Genomic DNA, 21386 nt, shown 5'->3' on the forward strand with positions numbered 1-21386 from the left:
CTGCGTTAAACTGTCTACAAAATAGTGTCTATTTTAAACTGTTTTTTAAATGAAGATTTGTGAGGAGTGACCTGTCTCTTTTGGGTATGGCTGTTTTAGGCGTTACTGGAAGTTTCCGCTTCTTCACAAAGAAGATGAAGTCTGTACAACGTTGCTTAAGCTGAACAGAAGATAGATGAGTAATGTTTTCAAGGCTTTTAGAGCGAATAAAATCATCTAATTCCGTTGCGAAGAACTTCGAGTCCTTAGATTGTTGTTCAGGTAAGGCTTCCACAGGAGTTGGTGGCGGAGTTTCGACGGTAATTGGCGCATGATGAGGCTCCATCTTCGAACTCGTCTTAAACTCCTCGCGTACACGCTTTATCAACACCAGGAGAATGGCTTTGAACGTTTTGTATGGCATGTACTGATTGAATGCTCTGTCAAAGAGAGAGCAGATAGCACTAGCTAACCGAGTATTGCGTTTAATCGCTTCACGACGCGTTTTAGTAAGCAAAGAGAAGCGAACTTCCTTCGGATAGTCATGGGAGTTTTGTAGAAAAGCAGGGGTGGCAATACGTGTGTAGTACACGCCAGAAGCCAGTTTTATCAAATACATATGTATCACCTATCTGTGTTAGGTGACTTTTCTATGCTTCAGATACGAAAAAAGCCTTTGATAATCAAAGGCTTTTTTCTAAGAATAAGTGGCGGAGAGATAGGGATTTGAACCCTAGATACGCTATTAACGTATGCCGGTTTTCAAGACCGGTGCTTTCAACCACTCAGCCATCTCTCCGTTGCGGAACGTATAATAGGGAGCATAGTCCGAATTGTAAAGTGCTGAATTATAATAGAAGTACTGTTTGCTCGTTTTATAGTCGCTGATGTAATGTTAAACAGTTTGAAAATGGGTTAAAAAAGAGACAAATAGTAGCGATTTATAGAGTTTTTACTTTATATTGGCGCAAGTCAATAAAATGGTGTTTTATTGTTATCTTTATGATATTTAAGAAATAACTTGCTTTTAGGGTACAGGTGTTCGCCCGAAAGTATTTGCAAGACTTTGTGAACTAATTCAAAATTAACTGGTATAGCCAGTTGTGCTTAAATTTTTAAGGGTGTTTATGAAGGTCACAAATCTATTTAAAGACAAAGTTGATGCGATTTCTGCTCATCAATCCGAGTTTATGAATTGGATGTCTCCAACGTTACGCGATTATTGGAGTGACTTTTTGGGAAAAGCTCAGAATAGCTTTCTTTTCTCGAAAGTTCGTGATCACCAACAGCCAGCTGTTAACGAAGAGGTTGCGCCTCAACCTGCACCAATCGTAATGGCACCTGAGGCTCAAAAGCTGTATGACGAGTTAAGTGAAAAAATTGGTGAAGTGATTCACACTGGTGGCTGGGTGCATGTATCTCAAGAACGTATCAATCAATTTGGTGCGGTAACGGAAGACATGCAGTGGATTCACACAGATCCAGAACGCGCGTCAGTTGAATCTCCATTTAAAACAACCATCGCTCATGGCTTTTTAACATTAGCATTGTTGCCTAAATTGACTGACTCAGTGGACCCTGATAAGCCAATGTTCCCAACAGCCAAAATGGTCGTTAACTTAGGCTTAAACCAAGTTCGTTTCCCTTACCCTGTTAAAGCAGGAAACAACGTTCGTGCTGTCAGCACGTTGACAAAAGTAACGCCGATCAAAAAAGGTTTGGAGATCGAGCGTGAAATTAAAGTGGAAATCGAAGGTATTCGTCGACCTGGTGCTGTTGTCGTTTCTGTTATTCAACTGCATTTCTAATTCCAGAGCCAGATAGAAAACATATAAAAAGAGAGCATTAATATGCTCTCTTTTTGGTTTTATTGATTAAAGCTTTTTACTGGAGTGTAACCGTAATCAGCAATCGCTTTTTGTCCTTGTTCTGAGCGAAGGAAGGTGACGAACCCTTTACCTGGTTCGCTAATCTTATTGACTTTGTAGAGTACTAGGAATGGCCGCGCCAATTTATACTTGTGATTGCTAATGTTTGCCGAAGTTGGGTCAATACCATCTAATTGAATCGCTTTTATTGAGCGATCTACTGATCCCACAGAAATAAACCCAATTGCACGAGTATTATGGTTCACGATGGTTTTTACCATGCTGTTGCTATTTACAACCAAGTTGTTCGGGCTGATATCTGAGACGAGGCGATCATTTACGATTTTGGTTAGTCCTAGCAGACTTTCAAAACTGTAGCGCGAGCCTGAAGACGCCTCTCTAGTGACAACAGCGATAGGTTGATCTGCACCACCAACCTCTTTCCAATTCTTGATTTTACCTTTGTAGATATCAAACAGTTGTTGTTGAGAAAGGTTTTTTACAGAGTTTGTACGGTTTACAACAACAGCTAGGCCATCATAAGCGATAGGATATACGTTGAGATCTTCACCTTTTTCGCTTTCTGTCAGATAGCGAGAGCTCATCCCAATCTCGGCTACGCCTTTATTAACCATTGTAATACCCGCACTAGAACCAATACCTTGAACTGCAATGTAATCGTCCGGGTGTGTTTTGTTGTATTCCTCTGCAAGTACATCCATTACGCGAGCAACCGAGGTTGACCCAGAGATATTAATTTCTTTTGCAATGGCGGGGAGGGAGACTGCTATGGCCAATAACGTCGCCACAGTAAAACGTAACATATTAAACTCCATATACGGTATAAAGCAGCGTTTATGATATTGCGTTCAGGTTACACTTTTGTGAACTGTCAGGTCTAAACAAGGGAATTCTTTCTAACCAAGAGGTGATGTAGGTAGCGTTTCCAAGTAAAGTGAGATGATAATCTGAGGAAATGAGAATATAGCCATCCTTTGTTTGAGGTAGGCAGATAATCAGCATCGGTGGTGGTGTAAAGGTTATATACTAGGATCGACAGCTCTAACTATCATCCATCGGGAGAACGTTGATGTCAGTGTCCCAAATGGCGACAAGTCGTTTATACAAATCAGTTCAATCGCTCTGCTCTGCGCGTAATGCTAACCTGCCTGTCGAGCAGGGTAAGTGCCTATATGAGCCAGTGGAGAATGGTGTAGAGCTTCATAGAGCGCATTTTCTTCTTGATTCACAGCACAGCGAATATACCTCTCCCGTCGCGAAGATCGTGTTTGATGAGGGCAATCAGCTTTGGTATTTCTACGTCCCAACGTATCGCAACGAATTATTAAGGTGGATACCTTATAAGCCACTTCCATACAGCCAAACGCTTGAAGAACTACTCACCGAATTGGAAAGCGATCCTCAAGCGTGTTTTTGGGAATAGGGAACGCTCCAATTCTAACAGCTGCCAATGTCGCCATAATTTATGCTTTGGATTTAACGACTTGGTTTCTAAAGTCTTTCGGCGTCATGTTGTAAACCGATTTAAATGCGGTACTGAAATGCGCTGCACTTTTAAATCCGGATTCAAACGCTATTTCTGTTATAGATTTTTCTGACATGCGCAGCTGGGTTGCGGCGAAGTTGATCCGCTTCACTTTTAATATCTGTGAAAATGAAAGATCCTCTGCGGCGAGGCGGCGTTTTAAGGTCGCGATAGACATGCTCATATGAGCCGCTAAGCCTTCCAGAGTGATATCTTTCTCGATATTGTTCTCAATATACTTGATGGCCTTTTGAGAGTCGCTTAGGCTGCTTGCATCATCTATGATTGATAGGATGTTTGGCTCTACCTCCACCATTAACGACAGCAGTGCCATTGCGATATGACCTTGTGTGTAGTCTGGAGCATTGCGACTCGCTAAGTTGACCAATGTGTCTTTTAGTTGTGCTACTTCGCTGCTGGCTTGCGCTGAAAAAGGATAGAAGCGCCTTTCTTCCGTCTTGGAGCGTAGCATTGGGTGTGCTTTTTTAAAGTCACAGAATAGATTTGGGTTGAAGACTAGAGCCAGTGCTTTAAAGCCTTTTTCACTAGGGATAGCTTCTGCGCTGCTCAAATCAGCGGAGTTGTAGAGAGTAAAATCTCCTGCTTTAAGTTCAAACTGTTCACCATTTGGTTGATGAACTAATAGGGCACCTTCTTCAACAACATATAAGCCATTATGTGTTGCGGTGTAACGCTCACTTTTGCGCGCAGTGAAGTGATTAAAGCGAATGATCTCAATGTTCGGCATATTCGTTCTTATCATTTTTACATAACAAATAAAAAAGGCGCTCAATAGAGCGCCTTTTAACTTCATTCGGTATTATTCACTTACAGTTTGTTCTGCTTGTGCTGCTGGTTGTTCAGCAAATACCTGGGTTGGCTTTGCAACTAAACTGCGGTTCTCTTGGTTTACGTCCGCAAGGACAATTTCCAATGTATCACCAAGTTTGTATACGACCTCTTTATCGATAGAGATGGTACCGTTGTCGCCATTGCACTCAATTCTTTCTTTATTATCAAGAATTAGTGCACCAGGAATAAAGGCTGCTGCGCCATTTTCGAGAAGTCGGACACGTGCACCAGCACGATTAATATCGAAAATCTCACCTGTGAAACAAGTTTTCTTGTTCGGCTCATCAGCAAGCGTACGTGCATATAACCAATCTGAGACATTTCGCTCAGCAATTTTATGATGTTTACGGTGCAGAGCTAGTTCTTCACCGACTTGATCATCAGGTTTTTGCACTGGCTCTTTACCTAGGATGACGGCCTTCAACATGCGATGGTTGATCATATCGCCGTACTTACGAATTGGTGATGTCCAAGTCGCATAGATATCCAGCCCCATAGCGTAATGAGGAAGAGGCTGATTACCTACTTCACTGTAGGCTTGGAACTTACGAATACGATTATCTAGGTAAGAGGTTTCTTGCGCAGCCAACCAGCGACGCAATGCAGCAAAGCCTTCTAGAGTAGTAATTGACTCCGCTGTGAATTCCAGTGCACCTTCTGGATTGACAAGTTGAACCACTTCTTCAATCTTCTCAGTCTTAATGCCAGCGTGAGTATTGAAAACACCTGTTTCAAATTTATCGCGCAGTGTACGACCAGCACAGATGTTTGCGGTAATCATTGATTCTTCAACCAAGCGATTTGCACTGCGGCGCATATCTGCATGGATAGCAACCACATCGTTGTCTTCACTCAGCTCAAAACGGTAGTCAGGGCGGTCTGGGAAGACCACTGCGTTTTTCTCACGCCATTCTGCGCGAGCAAGGGAGAAGTCGTAAAGGTCACGAACGATCGTCGCGATCTCTTCAGATGGTTGCCATGCTTCTGAGCTGCCGTTTTCTAGCCAATCAGACACGTGATCGTATGCTAGGCGTGCGTGTGATTTGATGTTTGCTGCAAAGAACTTGATATCGTCGCCAATTACGCCGTCTTTATTTACGGTTACGGTACAGCAAATAGCAGGGCGAATTTCGCCTTCAATCAGAGAGCATAGGTTGTCTGCTAGATCGCGAGGCAGCATTGGAATATTGCGGCCCGGAAGATAAATAGTATAGCCACGCTCACGTGCTACTTTATCCATTTCATCTTCTGGTGTGATGTAGGCGGTTGGATCTGCGATAGCGATAGTCAGTTCGAAATCGCCAGATTCGGTTTTCTTCGCGTACAGCGCATCGTCCATATCTTTGGTTGATTCACCATCGATAGTCACGAAAGGAACGTGTGTCATGTCTACGCGTTCTAGATCGGCGTCGTCTTTCAGTTCCCAGTTCTCGATGCCTGCTGGCTCAGAGTTTGGTAGATCGTTTTGAGCAAGCGTTACCCACCAAGGTGCAATTTTGTCGTTCGCGTCTGTGATTTTTTCAGAAATTTCTACGAAGAAAGAGTTATCGCCTTTTAGAGGGTGGCGAATAAGATGTGCGACAACCCAATCTCCCTCAGCGAACTCGTCAGGTTTTAGACCTTTCTTTAGTTTCGCTTTAAGAGAAAGCTTTTTAAGCTGCGGGTGATCAGGTGCTACGTTTAGCTTGCCTTTGAACATTTTGACTCGACCAATAAAGCGAGTCACGGCTTGTTCTAACAGCTCTTGTGGCTCTGCAACTTCGCGTTCATTTTCTGTGCGGATAATGGCGACGACTTTGTCACCGTGCATGCACTTTTTCATGTACGCAGGTGGGATGAAGAAGCTAGTCTTGCTGTCCACTTCCAAAAAGCCAAAGCCTTTATCTGTGGCTTTTATTGAGCCTTCTTTTTTCGGCAGGTTTTCTTGGATTTGCTGCTTAAGCTGAGCGAGTAGTGGGTTATCTTGAAACATCTTTTCTTAAATTACCTATGGAGTTGGGCACACTATAATCATTGCGAGCTATTATTACTACCTGTGGAGCGCAATTTCGCCGTGAATTTTGCTGATCGAATTGCAGGAAATCGGCTTAAATATTGATGAAAAACTCATCTGCGAGCTGCGCAAATCTACGGGGAATGGTGGGGTTGGTGGAAAAATATGCTAAAAATGCCATTATTGAGAATAAATTGTGATGTAATTCAATTTTTTCTGGCTTTTTTTATGCTTTTAAGGAATAATCCGCCTCCCTTAGTCGTCCCTAATGGCTTATCGCGGTTGTGTACTGTGCTGTGTTCCTGTCTGAATGGAATCAGTAACTGGATGAATCAGTATCGAATTGGAAGAGCATATGGGACTGTTTTTTTGTTTAATTAAGTAGGATCCCAATGCAAGATTCTGTTATTCAATTCAGCGATTTATCTCTGAATGATTCTATCCTTTCTGCTCTAGACGGAATGGGTTTCGTGTCACCAACTCCAATTCAGGCTGCGGCAATCCCACACCTGTTGGAAGGTGCTGACGCGCTGGGTAAAGCTCAAACAGGTACAGGTAAAACGGCAGCGTTCTCTCTGCCTCTTCTAAATAAGATCGATCTCAACCAACGTAAACCACAAGCTATCGTTCTTGCGCCAACGCGTGAGTTAGCGATTCAGGTTGCGGCTGAAATGAAAAACCTTGGTAAGAACATCAAGGGTCTTAAAGTTTTAGAGATTTACGGTGGTGCTTCTATCGTAGATCAGATGCGTGCTCTTAAGAGTGGTGCACAAGTTATTGTTGGTACTCCAGGTCGTGTACAAGACCTTATCAACCGTGAACGTCTACACCTAGATGAAGTAAACACGTTTGTACTAGACGAAGCTGACGAAATGCTAAACATGGGTTTCGTTGATGACGTTACTGCGATCATGGAACATGCACCAGAGTCTGCTCAACGCGTTCTATTCTCTGCAACAATGCCTCCGATGCTTAAGAAAATCGTTGAGCGTTTCCTACGTGAGCCTGTAATGGTTGACGTTGCTGGTAAGAACCACACTGTAGACAAAGTTCAACAGCAGTTCTGGGTAGTGAAGGGTGTAGAGAAAGATGAAGCGATGTCTCGTCTTCTTGAAACAGAAGAAACTGATGCGTCAATCGTCTTCGTACGTACTCGTCAAGACACTGAGCGTCTAGCTGATTGGCTATCTGCACGTGGCTTTAAAGCGGCTGCTCTGCACGGTGACATTCCTCAGTCTCTACGTGAGCGTACTGTTGATCACATCAAACAAGGTGTTATCGACATCCTAGTTGCAACTGACGTTGTGGCACGTGGTCTTGATGTTCCACGTATTACGCACGTATTCAACTACGACATCCCATTCGATGTTGAGTCTTACATCCACCGCATCGGTCGTACTGGCCGTGCTGGACGTAAAGGTAAAGCGATCCTTCTTGTTCGCACTAACCAAATCCGTATGCTTCGCACTATCGAGCGCGTAACTAAGTCATCTATGGAAGAGATTCAACTTCCTCTACGTGACCAAGTTGCTGAAGCTCGTCTAGCTAAGCTAGGCGCTGAGCTTGAAGCAGAGAAAGAGCACAAAGCTCTAGACAAATTTGCTGAGCTAGTAGAGAAACTACAAACTTCTCTAGACATCGACCCAGCAACGCTTGCTGCTATGCTTCTTAAGCGCCAGCAAGGTAAACGTCCTCTGTTCTACATTGGCGAAGATCCAATGGTTGAAGCGATTGAGCGTGATAAGCAACGCCGCAAAGAGCGCCGTGAAGGTGGTCGTGACGGCGGTCGTAACTTCAACAACCAAGATTGGGATACTTACCAGCTTCAAGTTGGTCGCGAGCAAGGTGTTCAAGTTAAAGACATCGTTGGTGCTCTAGCGAACGAACTAGGTCTAGGTAAAGGCTCTATCGGTGCGATCAAGCTAGCACAAGGCCACACATTCGTTCAGCTACCAAAAGCAATGACTTCTGAAGCTGCGGGCAAGCTAAGCAAACTACGCATCCGTCAACAAGATGTTGGTGCTGTAGTATGTGACTTCGATGACTTCCGAGAGTCTCGTGGTGGTCGCCGTGACGGTGGTCGTCGCGATGGTGGTCGTCGTGATGGCGGCGGTTACCGTGGCAACCGCGAAGGCGGCAACCGTGGTGGTGATCGTCGTGAAGGCGGTCGTCGCGAAGGTGGCTTCCGTGGTAACCGTGACGGCAACCGCGATGGTAACCGTGAAGGTGGCGAACGTCGCTTCGATCGTAACCGTGGTGGTGATCACCGTGGTAACCACCGTGGTGAGCGTGGTCACGGCCGTGGTCGTCGCACTCAAGAAGCATAATCACGAATCAGTGATTAGAGCAATTGATTAAATTGCCGTAAGAATTGAAAGCCGAGCGAAATGCTCGGCTTTTTTATGCGCGTCGAATACGGCTTTGTTTTTCATCGTGCTCATTTACCCAGGTTATTACTTCGTTTAAGGGTAGGGCTGGGCAGAACAAGTAGCCCTGAATGATGTCGCAGCCACGACTGCGCAAAAAATGCAGTGTATCCATGTCTTGAACGCCTTCTGCGACGACTGAATACCCTAGGCCATGCGCTAACGCTATTGTGTTCTCAACGATAGAGCGGGTGCCTTCTGTCCGGCTTGCGGTACAAAGAAATGATCGGTCGATTTTAATTTGATCAACCGGGAGATCTCTCAAAAGCGACAGAGATGAATACCCGGTGCCAAAGTCGTCCAAGCTGATCTTAATACCCAATCCTTTGATTTGGTGAATCAGGGGGTTGAGCTCAACAACTCTATCAATCGCCATCGTTTCAGTAATCTCTAAGCTTATAAGGTCAGCAAATTGAGGGTTTACCTTGAGCAGTGTTTCCAAGCGGTTGAACAATAAATTAGACGAGAGATCTTTTGCAGATAAGTTAACGTGGACAGGAAGCTTGATGTCTTTTTCTATAAAGGTCTGGAGGTCTTTTTCAACTTGGTTGAGGACCCACATGGTGATGTTGTGCACTTGATTACTTCGCTCCGCGATGGGGATGAAGTCGTTAGGCGAAATCGTTTTACCATTTTCGTCATGCCAACGGATCACGGCTTCAAAGCCGACAGCTAAGTTAGTATGTGCGTCAATCAACGGTTGGTAGTATAGCTGGAACTCCTCTTTTTCCAGCGCACATTGAATACGAGAAGAGATTTCGAGCTGGTACTTGGCCCCGACGTTCATGTCCTCATTATAAAATGCAAAGAGGTTGCCATTTCGTTTGGCGTGATACATGGCAATGTCCGCATGCTTTATCAATAGATCATTGGATAGAGCGTCATAAGGGTAGGTACTGACACCGAAAACAACGCGGGAAGAGACTTGAAACTCATCTAAATGGAAGCGATTAGACAGTGCCGAATCTAACTCTTCGATGAGACTTTTGCCTGTTTCCTCGCATGCTGACGAGGTGAGGATGACAAATTCATCGCCACCAACGCGGAAAATCTTGTCACTGCCTTTAAGTTTCTCTTGGAGACGTTGCCCAATTTGAATCAGCAGTTGGTCTCCACAAAAGTGTCCCATAGCATCGTTGACTTGTTTAAAGTTAACGACATCGAAAAGGATCACTGAGAAAGGGTCTCCAGACTGTATTCTATCTTCGATTAACTCAAAGCAGTATTTACGGTTAGGGAGTCCAGTAAGTGCGTCGTGAACGGCATTACGCTTCTCTTTTTCAGCAACGGTATGAAGTTCTAGTATGGAGTCGTTGCTCCATTTGATAACCAGCACCACAAAAATGCTGCCACCGAATAGAATGAGAGAAACTCCGGTTTCCAAGAGGGAAGCGATAGGTTTTTGCATTATAGCGTGTAAAAAAGCGGCATACGCAAAAATGAAACAGCTGATTAACACCAATAGGAAAGTCCACCCGGGTACATCAGTTCTCGAGCAGATGTTTTTTGTCATCTGCCATCCCCAGCAGAGCAAAATCAAACCTAAGATCACTAATAGAAATGCAATAGTGGGCACATTATTACCCCGATTTATTGATTGGTTTATTATTTTTGTTCACCCAATAAACAACGTAGCTCATATCTCTGAATTTGTACAAATTGACCTATTCATAAATTATGTTTAACAAGTCATATTTTTTAGTCTTCAAATAAAATCAAAACTTGCTACAGATCAACAAAATTTGTTCAATCAAATCGCTTTTACTAAAAGATTGTTGAAAGATTAAAAAATTATTGAATAATAGAGGGGCAAACAAGAAGTACGCAGCGCACAAGCGCTATTACAACCTCTGCTCTACAACAGGATAACTATTTCATGTCTAATTCGTTTGTACTGGTGATCAACTCTGGTAGCTCTTCATTAAAATTTGCTGTTATTGATTCTGAAACCGGTGAAGCTTTGGTATCAGGTATTGGTGAGTGTTTTGGCCTACCTGAAGCTGAAATCAGTTGGAAATATCAGGGAGAAAAAACCGTTGAAGCAATTCCTGCTGGCGGTAACCATCATCAGTACGCTGTTGAGCGAGTGGTAAAACTACTCGAGACTTTGGGTTTGAGCTCAAAATTTGTAGCTGTAGGCCACCGCATTGTTGCTGGTGGCGAAACCTTTAAAGGCACAGTAAAAGTCGATGAAAAAGTTATTCAAGAAGTTGAGCGTCTTGCTGAGCTAGCGCCACTTCATAACAAAGCGAATGCAGAAGGCATGCGAGCAGCAATGGCAGCATTCCCTTCACTGCCTCAATTCGCTGTGTTTGATACTGCTTTCCACCAAACAATGCCTGCCAAAGCGTTTATGTACGCGCTTCCTTACGAGCTTTACGAGGAGCATAAAGTGCGTCGTTACGGTGCTCACGGCACAAGCCACTACTACGTAAGCCGTGAAGCAGCGAAAATGCTAGATAAACCGGTTGAAGAAAGCAGCTTTATCACCGTGCACTTAGGTAATGGTGCATCAGTGAGTGCGGTTAAAAATGGCGAATGTGTTGATACAAGTATGGGTTTGACGCCGCTAGCTGGCCTAATGATGGGCACTCGTTGTGGTGACCTCGACCCAAGTGTTATCGAGTTCCTTTTCCGTAAAGGTTGGGAAAAAGACGAAGTGTTCGAGATGATGAACAAGAAGTCAGGCTTCTTAGGTGTATCCGGTGTAACAAGTGACGCACGTGGTGTACTAGAAGCCATGGAAGCGGGTAACACACGTGCGAAGTTGGCATTTGAAATCTTCACTTACCGTGTTGCGAAATACATTACTTCTTACCTAGCTGCTCTGGATTCATTAGACGGCATCATCTTCACTGGTGGTATTGGTGAAAACTCACTACCAATTCGTCGTGAAATCTTGAAAAACCTAAAACTGCTAGGTTTTGTTGAAGATGAGAAAGGCAACGAAGATGCAAGATTTGGCAACGCAGGTGTTATCGCAACATCTGAGTTGCTCGGTGCGAAAGCACTAGTTATTCCTACCAATGAAGAGTGGGTAATCGCTCAACAGTCGGTGGAACTGCTGTAAAACGGCAAAAATTTTGGGAACTAAGTCAAAGCCCTTTCCTTTTTGGAAAGGGCTTTTTTTGATCCAAATACATCCTTTCTCCATACAACTATCCGCATTAATACGGATCTCTAATAGCTGCCAATTGCCTTAATATTGATAAATATATAAACAACTTGGGCGGTGAAGAAATTTCAGTATACTGCGCTTAAGTCATACCAAAGAAAAATAGCCTTATGTCATGTAGGTGTCTCAGCTCGGAGACAGGAGTTGCGTTTGAAGAACGATCAAACGAAATCGTATCTTTGCAGGCTATTGGGCATATAAATAATAAACCGTTGACTAGTTCGAAGATTAGTCAAATGAGAGAAAGTTATGTTTTTTAATAAGTCGCTTCAGCAAGAAAACCAACGATTAAAGCAGGATCTGCAACGCTTGCAGCAAATCCAACACAGTTTAGATGAAGAAATGCTTCGCTTAACGCTGGATAAGAAAGGCTGCATTACCTCTGTAAATACAAAACTTCACCAACAACTCTTTTTCGCTGATGCGGATATTTTAGCGAAACCGATTACCGAGTTGGTACCGTCAAATTCGCGCAATACAGATCACTTTCATCGAATGAAGAGAGCCGTTCAGGAAAAAGTCTTTTGGAATGGCGCGATGCAAGTACTTAAAGGCAACGGCGAAGAAGCGTGGTTACGAACGGTTATCCAGCCTGTTTTAAACGAACATCAAGAAGTCGAAAGCTTTTTTGTGTTTGCTTCTGAGCTTACGCGAACGATCAAAGCATCGCGTGAGCAAGAGGACATGCTGAATGCGTTGAGCCGTTCTATGGCGGTTATTGAGTTCACGTTAGATGGTAATGTATTAAAGGCCAATGATAATTTCCTTAGTACGATGGGTTATACACTGGATCAAATTAAAGGGAAGCATCATCGTATGTTCTGCGATCAGGAAGAGGCTGGTTCTGAAGCTTATCGCGAGTTCTGGCAACGTTTGGCAAAAGGACAGTTTGCTTCAGACCGATTTAAGCGAGTTAACCGTTACGGTGAAGAAGTATGGTTAGAAGCCTCCTATAATCCTATCCATAACGATAGAGGAGAGCTCTACAAGGTCGTCAAGTTCGCGACCGACATCACCCAGCAGGTGATGCAAGAGCAGCAAATGGCTCAGGCTGCGCAATTGGCTAATGAAGTTTCTCAAGAGACCGGAACACAAACACTGCAAGGTCAGCAAGTGATAGGTTCGACGCTAGAAAAGGTGCAAACACTGTCTGACCAGATGCAGCAAGCGAATACGGCCATTGACGAGCTCAAAGCGCACTCATCACGCATTAGTGAACTGGTTAATAGCATCAGTGGCATTGCAGACCAAACTAACTTACTAGCGTTAAATGCGGCGATAGAAGCAGCTCGCGCGGGTGAGCATGGTAGAGGCTTTGCCGTGGTGGCTGACGAGGTGAGACAGCTTGCCACAAGAACCAATGCGACCACTGATGAAATTGTCACAATGGTAACTGAAAACTTAGAGCGAACCGATAATGCTGTCCAACTGATCGCCAAATGTCAAAAAGAAGCACTAGATACGCTAGAACTTTCAGAAAAAGCGGGGAATGTGATGAACGAAATACAAGATGGCGCTAGCCGTGTCGTAGAGGCTGTGGAGCAATTTAACCGCTCATTGTAGTTGGTTCTTCATGCTATCAATGGCTTTTTTCAGTTCCGATATAATCAACTTGTTTACTACTGCTGCTCATCGCCAATAAAGCGCTTTTTTTGGTGATGAGAAAGCCAATTATTTCCCTCCTTAATATTTCGTATTTCTATCTTAACGTGTCGCTATTTTACAACACTGTTAATAAAAAGTAGCGTAATTTAATCTCCTGTTAACTTGGTTGCGAATCACAGTTGGGGGAGACCTACTTGGACTTACTAAATTTCACCATAGATAACTTAGCGCTGCTAGGTACGCTTACCATGGAGCACATCTCTTTGGTCGCTCTGGCTGTTGGGCTTGCCATCTTAACTGGCGTACCTATCGGCATTCTTATCACACAAAATGAGCGCGTTGCGAAAGTGGTGCTTTACGTAGCGTCCATCATTATCACCATTCCTTCAATCGCACTGTTTGGTTTGATGATTCCTCTCTTATCGACCATTGGTCATGGGATTGGCTACGTGCCCGCCGTGATTACCGTACTGCTTTATTCTCAGCTGCCTATTATTCGCAACACTTATACCGCCATTCACAACGTAGAACCGTCACTCCGAGAGGCAGCTCGAGGCATCGGGATGACGCCTTTTCAGCGTTTGAAAATGGTGGAAATTCCGTTGGCGATTCCGGTGATTATGGCGGGTGTGAGAACGGCAGTAGTAATGAATATTGGCGTTATGGCGATCGCCGCGTATATCGGAGCAGGAGGGTTGGGCGTGTTTATCAGCCGTGGCATATCGCAAAGTGATCCTCGACAACTGATCGTTGGTGCCATCGCCGTCAGCCTTCTGGCTATCATCGCGGATTACGGATTGATTCGACTACAAAAAAGATTAACGCCACCGGGCCTAACCGCTGCTTGATAAAGGACAAATAATAGGGACATTCAAATGATCAAAATTGACAAGCTAACCAAAATTTTTGAAACGCCTAATGGCCCGGTGACTGCCGCAGATCACATTGAGATGGAAGTTCCCAGTGGTGAAATATGTGTGTTACTTGGCCCATCCGGTTGTGGCAAAACCACCACGCTGAAAATGGTCAACCGAATTATTCCCGCGACATCGGGCAAGATCTACCTTGGTGGTGAAGATACTTCTGGGATGGATACGGTTACTCTGCGCCGCAACATTGGCTATGTTATTCAGCAAATTGGCTTATTTCCCAACATGACGATCGGCGAAAACATCGCGGTGGTTCCCAAGTTATTAGGATGGGATAAGGCAAGGTACATGACGCGTGCAAAAGAGCTATTGGAGATGGTGGCTCTTGATCCTAGTGTCTTCCTTAATCGTTATCCAAATGAGTTGTCTGGCGGACAGCAGCAACGAATTGGTGTTGCCCGAGCGCTAGCTGCGGATCCTCCCGTTATGCTGATGGATGAACCTTTTGGCGCGATTGACCCGATCAACCGTGAAGTAATCCAGGATGAGTTCCTTAAAATGCAGCAAGAGCTCAACAAGACCATCATGTTTGTCAGTCATGACATTGATGAAGCGGTCAAAATGGCCGATAGAATTGCGATTTTCCGTGATGGTCACCTGGTTCAGTACGATACGCCTGACGATTTGCTCGCACACCCGAAAGATGATTTCGTGAAAAACTTTGTCGGAGATGATCGCGCACTTAAACGTCTTCGCTTAGTTACAGCTGAATCCGTCATGCAGACCACTTTTGCGTACGTGAAACCTAACGATACGCTTGCCGACGCCCTAACCAAAATTGACGCGTATGGGTATCGCGACGCCGTGATATTAGTGAATGACCAACACCAACCTATCGGTTATGTGCCAAAAGCTACCGCAATCAATATGAAGGGGTACTGCGGTGAACATTATGTCGGCCTGAAAACAATCGCCCGAACCACGGATGATCTGCGTAAAGTCGCGTCGAAGATGTTCACGCACGACATTGTTTGGATGCCGTGTGTTGACGAGAATGGCCGCTTAGTGGGCGAAGTCACACAGCGCGGCATTACCCATTATCTAGGCGCAACTTATCAGCGCGATACCTCTCTTAGTGAGCCACAGCCATTGCATCAGGCTAAGGAGGCATCGTGACCAATCAGCTCAAACAAACCTACTATTTCGTTTTATTAGCGTGTGTCTTTGCGTTGGGTATTTATTTACAAGGCGCGGGTACGATCGATGATTTCCTCTACTACCAAGAAGACATTGTTTATTTGACGGTTCAGCACATTGAACTGGTGCTGCTGTCTGGTGGATTGGCGATCCTAATCGCGATTCCCGTCGGCGTATTGCTCAGCCGTCCCCGTTTTCAGAAAGTCGCAGAATCGGCGATGCAGATTTTGAATGTGGGGACCACGATTCCTACTTTAGCCATTCTTGCGCTGGCAATGAGCTTTCTTGGCATTGGCACCGTGCCAGCGGTATTTGGGCTGACGATTGCCTCGTTGTTACCGATTGTCAGAAACACCTATATTGGACTGAAAGAAGTGCCCGCTCATTTAAAAGAAGCGGCGTCAGGCATTGGTATGACCGAGTTACAAATGTTGTTTCAGGTTGAAATTCCTAATGCGCTGTTCGTCATTTTTGCCGGTATCCGCACGGCGTTAGCTGTCAACGTGGGCACCGTTCCACTGGCCTTCTTAATTGGTGGTGGTGGGTTAGGGGAGCTCATTTTTACCGGTATTGATCTGGATGAACCCATCATGATGCTGGCAGGCGCTATTCCTACAGCGATGCTGGCTATCGCTATCGACAGTGTGGTAGGAGCCGTTTCCTATGTCACTGTACCTAAAGGCTGTAACCCTATTAGAGCTAGACAATAACAATCCTAAAAATTGAACACAGACAGGAGTCAAACATGTTGAAGCAAATTACTCGCCGCTTGCTGGCCGTTGGTGTACTGCTTTCAAGTTTTCACGCATCTGCGGAAATCGTCGTAGGTGGTAAAAACTTTACAGAACAACAGCTTTTAACGGAGATCACGTCTCAATATTTAACCAAAAAAGGCTACGACGTTGATAAACGTTCGGGCATGGGCAGTGCGGTTTTGCGTAAAGCGCAAGAAAACGGCCAGATTGATCTTTATTGGGAATACACGGGCACATCACTGATCATTTACAACAAAGTCAAAGACAAGCTCCCAGCAGAGCAAGTGTATCAACGCGTTAAGGAACTGGATGCCAAGAAAGGCCTAGTTTGGCTTAACCCTTCAAAAGCGAACAACACCTACGCGCTCGCTATGCGCAGTGACGATGCGAAACAACGTGGCATCTCAACCTTATCCGACTTCGCCGAGCAAATGCGCCAAGACCCGCCAATGACCATTGCTTTGAATGCGGAATTCTATGCACGAAAAGATGGCTTCCGACCTTTACAGAAAACCTACAAATTTAAAGCTTCAAGAGACCAAGTGAAACGTATGGATACGGGGTTAACTTATGATGCGCTAAAAGGGAAAGAAGTCGATGCTGCGCTTGTATTTGCAACAGATGGTCGTATCAAAGCATTCGGTTTTACCGTTTTAACGGATGACAAACAGTTCTTCCCTGATTACGCGATCACACCTGTGGTTCGTCAAGAAACGCTAGATGCGAACCCAGAGCTTGCCGAGCAAATGAACGCGCTTTCTGCGGCGATCGATGGCGATACGATGTCGACTTTGAATCAACAAGTTGATGTGGAGCGACGTTCGATCTCAGAAGTCGCAAGCCAGTTCCTATCTGAGCATAACTTGGGGTAATACCATGATTATCCTGCAAGTCAGTGTGGCCCAAATCAACGCCCAGTTAGGCGATGTGAATGCCAATCTTAATACTCATCAGGATTACATAAAGCAAGCTGCGGCGTTGGGGTCGCAGCTATTGCTGTTTCCTGAACTCTCCTTGACCGGATACCAGCTCCAATCTTCTGTGCGTGAAGTTGCCATGAAGCGTGATGATGCTCGGCTTAAAGAGCTTGCGCAACTTGCACCGCACATGTCCGTGATTGTCGGCTTTGTTGAACAGGCCGCTCCGGGAGAATACTACAACGCTATGGCTTGGTTGCTCGGTGGTACGGTGGTTGCTGTGCATCGCAAAATCAATTTACCAACCTATGGTGGGCTTGAAGAGGGCAAGTGGTTTCATTCGGGAGATGCCACCACCAGTGTTTGTCTTGATGATAATTGGCGAGGCTCGGTTTTAATTTGTGCCGATTTATGGAATCCACCTTTGGTTCATTGCGCATTACTCGATAAGCCTGAAATCTTGCTTGCGCCGATCAACTCGGCCAGCAGTATTGTCAGTAAAGATTTTTCCAATGAAGACAACTGGTTAGTTAACGTTAAATTTTATGCGGTGCTCTACGGAACTCCAGTTTTGATGGCCAACCGTTACGGGCCTGAGGGCGAAGCGTGGTTTTGGGGAGGAAGCTGTATTTTGTCTGCAACGGGTGAGCTATTGGCGCAGGCAGAAGACGGTGAAACCTTGATAACTGCAACCTTGTCATTGGACGATATTGATAAAGCCAGATTCGAGCTGCCTACCATGCGAGACAGCAATACACCATTGATCACAACACTATTGTCGAAGGCAAAACGCTAAAACTGGAGCAGTAGACGATGCAATCTATTCATCGATTTATTCACGAATTAACCTTTGAACAGCTTCCCGCTGACGTTATTGAACAAGCGAAATATTGCGTCTTGGATTTGTTAGGTGTCGCCGCAGCTGGTAAAGCGACGCAGCTGCAAAACATGGTAGCCAAACTCGCGCAGAAGCAGTTTGCCGGTGATACGCCGATGCTGTTTTCTGATCACACGGCTAGTGGTTGTGGGGCGACTCTATATGGCGGCATGTTGATTGACAGTATGGACGCGCACGACGGCCAAGTCCTGACGAAAGGCCATGTAGGCGTTGCTGTTTTGCCGGGGCTGCTCGCCAGTATGCATGAGTCAGCAGTTACGGGAGAAGAGTTATTAACGTCCCTCGTCATTGGCTACGAAATAGCAACTCGCGCCGGAATCGCGCTGCATCAAACCGCTTGTGACTACCATACTTCTGGTGCTTGGAATGCGCTGGGCGTCGCCGCAGTATCTGCAAGAAGAAAAGAATTAACGGAGGCACAAACAGAGCATGCGCTCGGCATTGCTGAGTTTTATGGTCCACGCAGCCAAATGATGCGTTGTATTGAACATCCAACCATGCTCAAAGACGGCTCTGGCTGGGGAGCAATGGCGGGCTTTGCCAGTGCAGAGCTGGCAGAAGAAGGATTTACTGGCGCGCCAGCCGTGACTCTGCTGGACCAACAAACTCACGCTTTGTGGGCAGATTTAGGGCAGCGCTGGTATATTCTGGAGCAATACTTTAAACCGTATCCGGTTTGTCGTTGGGCTCAACCTGCGGTTGAAGCGGTGAGAGCACTGCAACAAGAAAATAAACTAAAACCTGATGAGATTGAACTTATCGAAGTTCACAGCTTTCACCAGGCGGTGTGCCTGCATACCAAGCGCCCTGAGACAACCGAGCAGGCTCAGTACAGTTTGCCATTTTCAGTCGCGAGTGTGGTCATGGATAATACGGTCACGGTAGAAGCCGTTACCAAAGGACTGAAAGATCCTGCTCGCTTGGCAATTACGGAGCGGATGAAGTTAATTGAAGAGCCTGCTTACAATGATAAGTTTCCAGCCGAACGCTGGGCGCATGTCGTGGTGACGTTGAAAAATGGCGACAAACTGACTTCGCCTCCCTGTATTGCGCGAGGTAATCCTGAAAATCCTCTCAGTCGAGACGAGATGCAAGGTAAGTTTCGCACTTTGGCAGAGAAAGAATTGTCCGCTTCGCGCGTGTCAGCGATAGAAGAGGGCTGTTTGCAACTTGATAAAGCCAGTAAAGAGCAGGTACTTGCTTGGCTATCACTGCTTTACCAAGGCACTTTGTCTGATAAGCCGTCTGACACATCACGATGAGATCGAAGAGATCGAACTTCTTTTCTTTTACTCAATCTTAAGCTAAACGTCGCTCTTCACGCGGCGTTTTTTCATAGCGTTTCTTGTAGCAGCGCGCAAAATACGATGTAGAACTGAACCCACAAGCGGTGCTGATTTGAGTAATGGACAGCATGGTTTGCAACAACAAATGTTGAGCACGTTCTAAGCGCAATTGAAGGTAGTAATTACCTGGTTTGTCTTGCAAGTATTGCAAAAATAATCTTTCCATCTGCCTGACCGATAATCCTACTTGTTCGCCAATTTCATAGCACTTTAGCGGCTCTTCCATGTTGGCTTCCATGATCTCTACAGCGTCGAGCAGGCGCGGGTGGCGGATGTTGTGTTTACGGATTAACGACATCCGCTGTTTATCATGCGCCGGTCGAATCGCAGGGTGAATGCATTGCTCAGCCACTTGATTCGCCAAGTCGCTCCCATGTTGGTTTGTAATTAAATGAAGCATCATATCCAAACCGGCTAAGCCGCCCGAACAAGTTGGTGTGCGTGGGTCGAATTCGTACAACTCACTGGTCACGTTAATGTTTGGAAACTCCTCTGCCAGGCTGTTGGCGGACTCCCAATGCACGGTACACGTTTTGTTTTTTAACAGGCCAGCTTTTGCTAGCAACACGCTGCCTGTCGAAGTCGAGCCCACGGCGATGCCTTGACGAAGCGCCTGTTTTAACCACTGATTCACCGAGCCACTCGCGGCAGCAACGTGGGCGCCAATACCCGCTACAACCAGCAGTAAGTCTAAATGAGCAATGTTGTTGACTGACTGCGTTGGCGAGAATGAAACGCCATTACTGGCCGACACTTCTTTATCTTCGAATCCATAAATATCCCACTGATACAAATCGCAACCAGCGAGGCGATTTGCCATTCGAAGAGGTTCGATAACTGCCGAAAAAGAGAGCATCGAAAAATCAGGAATAAGGAAAAAACCAATGCGATACGTGTGTGTCGTTTTCATTCTCTGTGGTCACCAAGTGGGCAGTTCATCTATGTCGTATTTCTGGATAAGAATGTCGCAATTGTTAAATTATTGCTATCAAAATTCGAACATGATGTGACTTAAGACAAGGAGTTCTTTGTCGAGCATACACATTCATTTGGACGAGATAATTATGATTGAACAAAAAGCCCCAGTAATTAGTGATGGTCTACGCCTTGATGGCGCTTTCTTTACTGACGAGAACGTTAACAACCCAGACTTACCGATCGTTATTGTCTGCTCAGGCTTTACTGGGCAAAAAAATATTCACCCAGAGCGTTACGCGAGAGCCTTAACTGCGAAGGGCTTTACGGTATTCGGATTTGACTACCGTGGCTTTGGCGAATCTGAGGGTATTCGTGAGCGAGTTATCCTGGATGAACAAGTACGCGACATCGCTAATGCGGTTGCGGTTGTGAAACAGCGCGCTGACGAGGAAGGCCGCAAAGTCGTACTGGCTGGCTGGGGCATGGCGGGGGGATTAATTCTTGATGCTTACCGAGTTTGCCAAGATGCGATTGATGGACTTATCTCCATGAACGGCTTTTATGATGCGGTACGTGTTCAGGTTGCTCAACGTGGCGAGCACGGCTGGAAAGCGTTCCGTCAATTTATGTTAGAAGAGCGTACACGTCTTGCTCTTGGTGGAGAAAAGCAGGGGATTGATCCATTTGAAATCTACCCGCTTGATCCAGTAAGCCGCGAATATGTATTCACTGAACTGGTCAAAGCGCCGGGCTACGGAGTGACATCTGATCTGGATTTTGCGGATTCTCTCATCAATTTCAAACCGGAAGCTCTACTGGATGAGCGATTTGCAGACGCGCCAATCTTGATTGCGCACGGTGCTGAAAACGACCTTCACCCAGTGACCGAAGCCAAGTCGCTGTACGCGAAATACCCTGGGCCGAAATCTCTATTCTTACTGCCGGAAGGTGGTCACACCGAGTGGATGTTGGACGACGATCCTAAGTTTATTCAGTTCTCTGGCGTGATCGCGAACTGGTTGAGTGAGAACTTCAGTTAAGT

The 21386-nt window shown here is 45.5% G+C and carries 18 protein-coding genes and 1 tRNA gene; 12 read left to right on the plus strand and 7 right to left on the minus strand.

The annotated features are described in order from the left end of the window. Positions 1-28: 28 nt before the first annotated feature. Both EX191_RS07680 and EX191_RS07685 read right to left on the minus strand, forming a co-directional pair. A complete protein-coding gene (locus EX191_RS07680; protein ID WP_193447486.1) occupies positions 29-598 on the minus strand; it encodes a DUF6538 domain-containing protein in 570 nt (189 codons plus the stop codon). 89 nt (positions 599-687) lie between these two features. Continuing rightward, positions 688-778 (minus strand) — tRNA-Ser (locus tag EX191_RS07685). Positions 779-1106: 328 nt separating this feature from the next. On the opposite strand from EX191_RS07685, the gene EX191_RS07690 reads away from it, so the two are divergent. Beyond that, complete coding sequence (locus tag EX191_RS07690; RefSeq protein ID WP_193447487.1) at positions 1107-1787, plus strand: MaoC family dehydratase; 681 nt, start codon at positions 1107-1109, stop codon at positions 1785-1787. Between the two features lie 59 nt (positions 1788-1846). Here EX191_RS07690 and EX191_RS07695 read toward each other — a convergent pair whose 3' ends face one another. Continuing rightward, on the minus strand, positions 1847-2671 hold the full coding sequence (locus tag EX191_RS07695; RefSeq protein WP_005391035.1) for a phosphate ABC transporter substrate-binding protein: 825 nt from the start codon (positions 2669-2671) through the stop codon (positions 1847-1849). A 266-nt stretch (positions 2672-2937) separates the two neighbouring features. On the opposite strand from EX191_RS07695, the gene EX191_RS07700 reads away from it, so the two are divergent. Beyond that, the gene (locus EX191_RS07700; protein WP_012842479.1) at positions 2938-3291 is read left to right on the plus strand and encodes a DUF3024 domain-containing protein; all 354 of its coding nucleotides are present in this window, start codon (positions 2938-2940) and stop codon (positions 3289-3291) included. A 40-nt stretch (positions 3292-3331) separates the two neighbouring features. On the opposite strand, the gene EX191_RS07705 is transcribed toward EX191_RS07700, so the two are convergent. Both EX191_RS07705 and rnb read right to left on the minus strand, forming a co-directional pair. Then, complete coding sequence (locus EX191_RS07705) at positions 3332-4141, minus strand: AraC family transcriptional regulator (protein WP_012842480.1); 810 nt, start codon at positions 4139-4141, stop codon at positions 3332-3334. A gap of 72 nt (positions 4142-4213) precedes the next feature. Further along, positions 4214-6217: an exoribonuclease II gene (gene rnb / locus EX191_RS07710; protein WP_012842481.1), complete on the minus strand. Its 2004-nt coding sequence runs from the start codon at positions 6215-6217 to the stop codon at positions 4214-4216. Between the two features lie 413 nt (positions 6218-6630). Between rnb and EX191_RS07715 the strand changes: the two genes are divergently transcribed. Next, entirely contained in the window at positions 6631-8565 is a 1935-nt protein-coding gene (locus EX191_RS07715) for a DEAD/DEAH box helicase (protein WP_012842482.1), read from the plus strand. A gap of 73 nt (positions 8566-8638) precedes the next feature. Here the strand turns inward: EX191_RS07715 and EX191_RS07720 are convergent, their stop codons facing one another. Then, entirely contained in the window at positions 8639-10177 is a 1539-nt protein-coding gene (locus EX191_RS07720; protein ID WP_193447488.1) for a putative bifunctional diguanylate cyclase/phosphodiesterase, read from the minus strand. 363 nt (positions 10178-10540) lie between these two features. On the opposite strand from EX191_RS07720, the gene EX191_RS07725 reads away from it, so the two are divergent. The 8 genes from EX191_RS07725 (at position 10541) to EX191_RS07760 (ending at position 19342) form a co-directional block, all read left to right on the plus strand. Continuing rightward, positions 10541-11734 carry an acetate/propionate family kinase gene (locus EX191_RS07725; protein ID WP_104970111.1) on the plus strand — a complete coding sequence of 398 codons (1194 nt, stop codon included), beginning with the start codon at positions 10541-10543 and terminating at the stop codon, positions 11732-11734. Positions 11735-12088: 354 nt separating this feature from the next. Continuing rightward, positions 12089-13402 (plus strand): methyl-accepting chemotaxis protein, encoded by a 1314-nt coding sequence (locus EX191_RS07730; protein WP_006742423.1) that lies wholly within the window; start codon positions 12089-12091, stop codon positions 13400-13402. A 290-nt stretch (positions 13403-13692) separates the two neighbouring features. Beyond that, the gene (locus tag EX191_RS07735; RefSeq protein WP_012842483.1) at positions 13693-14292 is read left to right on the plus strand and encodes an ABC transporter permease; all 600 of its coding nucleotides are present in this window, start codon (positions 13693-13695) and stop codon (positions 14290-14292) included. A gap of 27 nt (positions 14293-14319) precedes the next feature. Further along, the gene (locus tag EX191_RS07740; RefSeq protein ID WP_048625214.1) at positions 14320-15489 is read left to right on the plus strand and encodes an ABC transporter ATP-binding protein; all 1170 of its coding nucleotides are present in this window, start codon (positions 14320-14322) and stop codon (positions 15487-15489) included. Next, positions 15486-16220: an ABC transporter permease gene (locus EX191_RS07745; protein ID WP_046873660.1), complete on the plus strand. Its 735-nt coding sequence runs from the start codon at positions 15486-15488 to the stop codon at positions 16218-16220. The genes EX191_RS07740 and EX191_RS07745 overlap by 4 nt, the downstream gene beginning before the upstream one ends. Positions 16221-16255: 35 nt before the next feature. Further along, positions 16256-17137: a glycine betaine ABC transporter substrate-binding protein gene (locus EX191_RS07750; protein ID WP_046873659.1), complete on the plus strand. Its 882-nt coding sequence runs from the start codon at positions 16256-16258 to the stop codon at positions 17135-17137. 4 nt (positions 17138-17141) lie between these two features. Beyond that, positions 17142-17978 (plus strand): nitrilase-related carbon-nitrogen hydrolase, encoded by an 837-nt coding sequence (locus tag EX191_RS07755; RefSeq protein WP_193447489.1) that lies wholly within the window; start codon positions 17142-17144, stop codon positions 17976-17978. Positions 17979-17995: 17 nt separating this feature from the next. Further along, the gene (locus tag EX191_RS07760) at positions 17996-19342 is read left to right on the plus strand and encodes an MmgE/PrpD family protein (protein WP_167427603.1); all 1347 of its coding nucleotides are present in this window, start codon (positions 17996-17998) and stop codon (positions 19340-19342) included. Positions 19343-19379: 37 nt separating this feature from the next. Here EX191_RS07760 and EX191_RS07765 read toward each other — a convergent pair whose 3' ends face one another. Further along, the gene (locus EX191_RS07765; protein ID WP_005375751.1) at positions 19380-20336 is read right to left on the minus strand and encodes a GlxA family transcriptional regulator; all 957 of its coding nucleotides are present in this window, start codon (positions 20334-20336) and stop codon (positions 19380-19382) included. A 154-nt stretch (positions 20337-20490) separates the two neighbouring features. Here EX191_RS07765 and EX191_RS07770 point away from each other — a divergent pair, with 154 nt between their 5' ends. Beyond that, positions 20491-21384 carry an alpha/beta hydrolase gene (locus EX191_RS07770; RefSeq protein ID WP_005375755.1) on the plus strand — a complete coding sequence of 298 codons (894 nt, stop codon included), beginning with the start codon at positions 20491-20493 and terminating at the stop codon, positions 21382-21384. Positions 21385-21386 lie beyond the last annotated feature (2 nt).

It is taken from the genome of Vibrio chemaguriensis, from assembly GCF_012275705.1.
GTDB classification, from domain to species: Bacteria; Pseudomonadota; Gammaproteobacteria; order Enterobacterales; family Vibrionaceae; genus Vibrio; species Vibrio diabolicus.

Bases quoted from the DNA above. Each gene is read 5' to 3' on its own strand.
- EX191_RS07690 (WP_193447487.1), top strand. From the start codon at position 1,107: ATGAAGGTCACAAATCTATTTAAAGACAAAGTTGATGCGATTTCTGCT.
- EX191_RS07760 (WP_167427603.1), top strand. From the start codon at position 17,996: ATGCAATCTATTCATCGATTTATTCACGAATTAACCTTTGAACAGCTT.
- EX191_RS07700 (WP_012842479.1), top strand. From the start codon at position 2,938: ATGTCAGTGTCCCAAATGGCGACAAGTCGTTTATACAAATCAGTTCAA.
- EX191_RS07695 (WP_005391035.1), bottom strand. From the start codon at position 2,671: ATGTTACGTTTTACTGTGGCGACGTTATTGGCCATAGCAGTCTCCCTC.
- EX191_RS07680 (WP_193447486.1), bottom strand. From the start codon at position 598: ATGTATTTGATAAAACTGGCTTCTGGCGTGTACTACACACGTATTGCC.
- rnb (WP_012842481.1), bottom strand. From the start codon at position 6,217: ATGTTTCAAGATAACCCACTACTCGCTCAGCTTAAGCAGCAAATCCAA.
- EX191_RS07725 (WP_104970111.1), top strand. From the start codon at position 10,541: ATGTCTAATTCGTTTGTACTGGTGATCAACTCTGGTAGCTCTTCATTA.
- EX191_RS07735 (WP_012842483.1), top strand. From the start codon at position 13,693: ATGGAGCACATCTCTTTGGTCGCTCTGGCTGTTGGGCTTGCCATCTTA.
- EX191_RS07715 (WP_012842482.1), top strand. From the start codon at position 6,631: ATGCAAGATTCTGTTATTCAATTCAGCGATTTATCTCTGAATGATTCT.
- EX191_RS07730 (WP_006742423.1), top strand. From the start codon at position 12,089: ATGTTTTTTAATAAGTCGCTTCAGCAAGAAAACCAACGATTAAAGCAG.
- EX191_RS07755 (WP_193447489.1), top strand. From the start codon at position 17,142: ATGATTATCCTGCAAGTCAGTGTGGCCCAAATCAACGCCCAGTTAGGC.
- EX191_RS07765 (WP_005375751.1), bottom strand. From the start codon at position 20,336: ATGAAAACGACACACACGTATCGCATTGGTTTTTTCCTTATTCCTGAT.
- EX191_RS07740 (WP_048625214.1), top strand. From the start codon at position 14,320: ATGATCAAAATTGACAAGCTAACCAAAATTTTTGAAACGCCTAATGGC.
- EX191_RS07770 (WP_005375755.1), top strand. From the start codon at position 20,491: ATGATTGAACAAAAAGCCCCAGTAATTAGTGATGGTCTACGCCTTGAT.
- EX191_RS07720 (WP_193447488.1), bottom strand. From the start codon at position 10,177: ATGACAAAAAACATCTGCTCGAGAACTGATGTACCCGGGTGGACTTTC.
- EX191_RS07705 (WP_012842480.1), bottom strand. From the start codon at position 4,141: ATGCCGAACATTGAGATCATTCGCTTTAATCACTTCACTGCGCGCAAA.
- EX191_RS07750 (WP_046873659.1), top strand. From the start codon at position 16,256: ATGTTGAAGCAAATTACTCGCCGCTTGCTGGCCGTTGGTGTACTGCTT.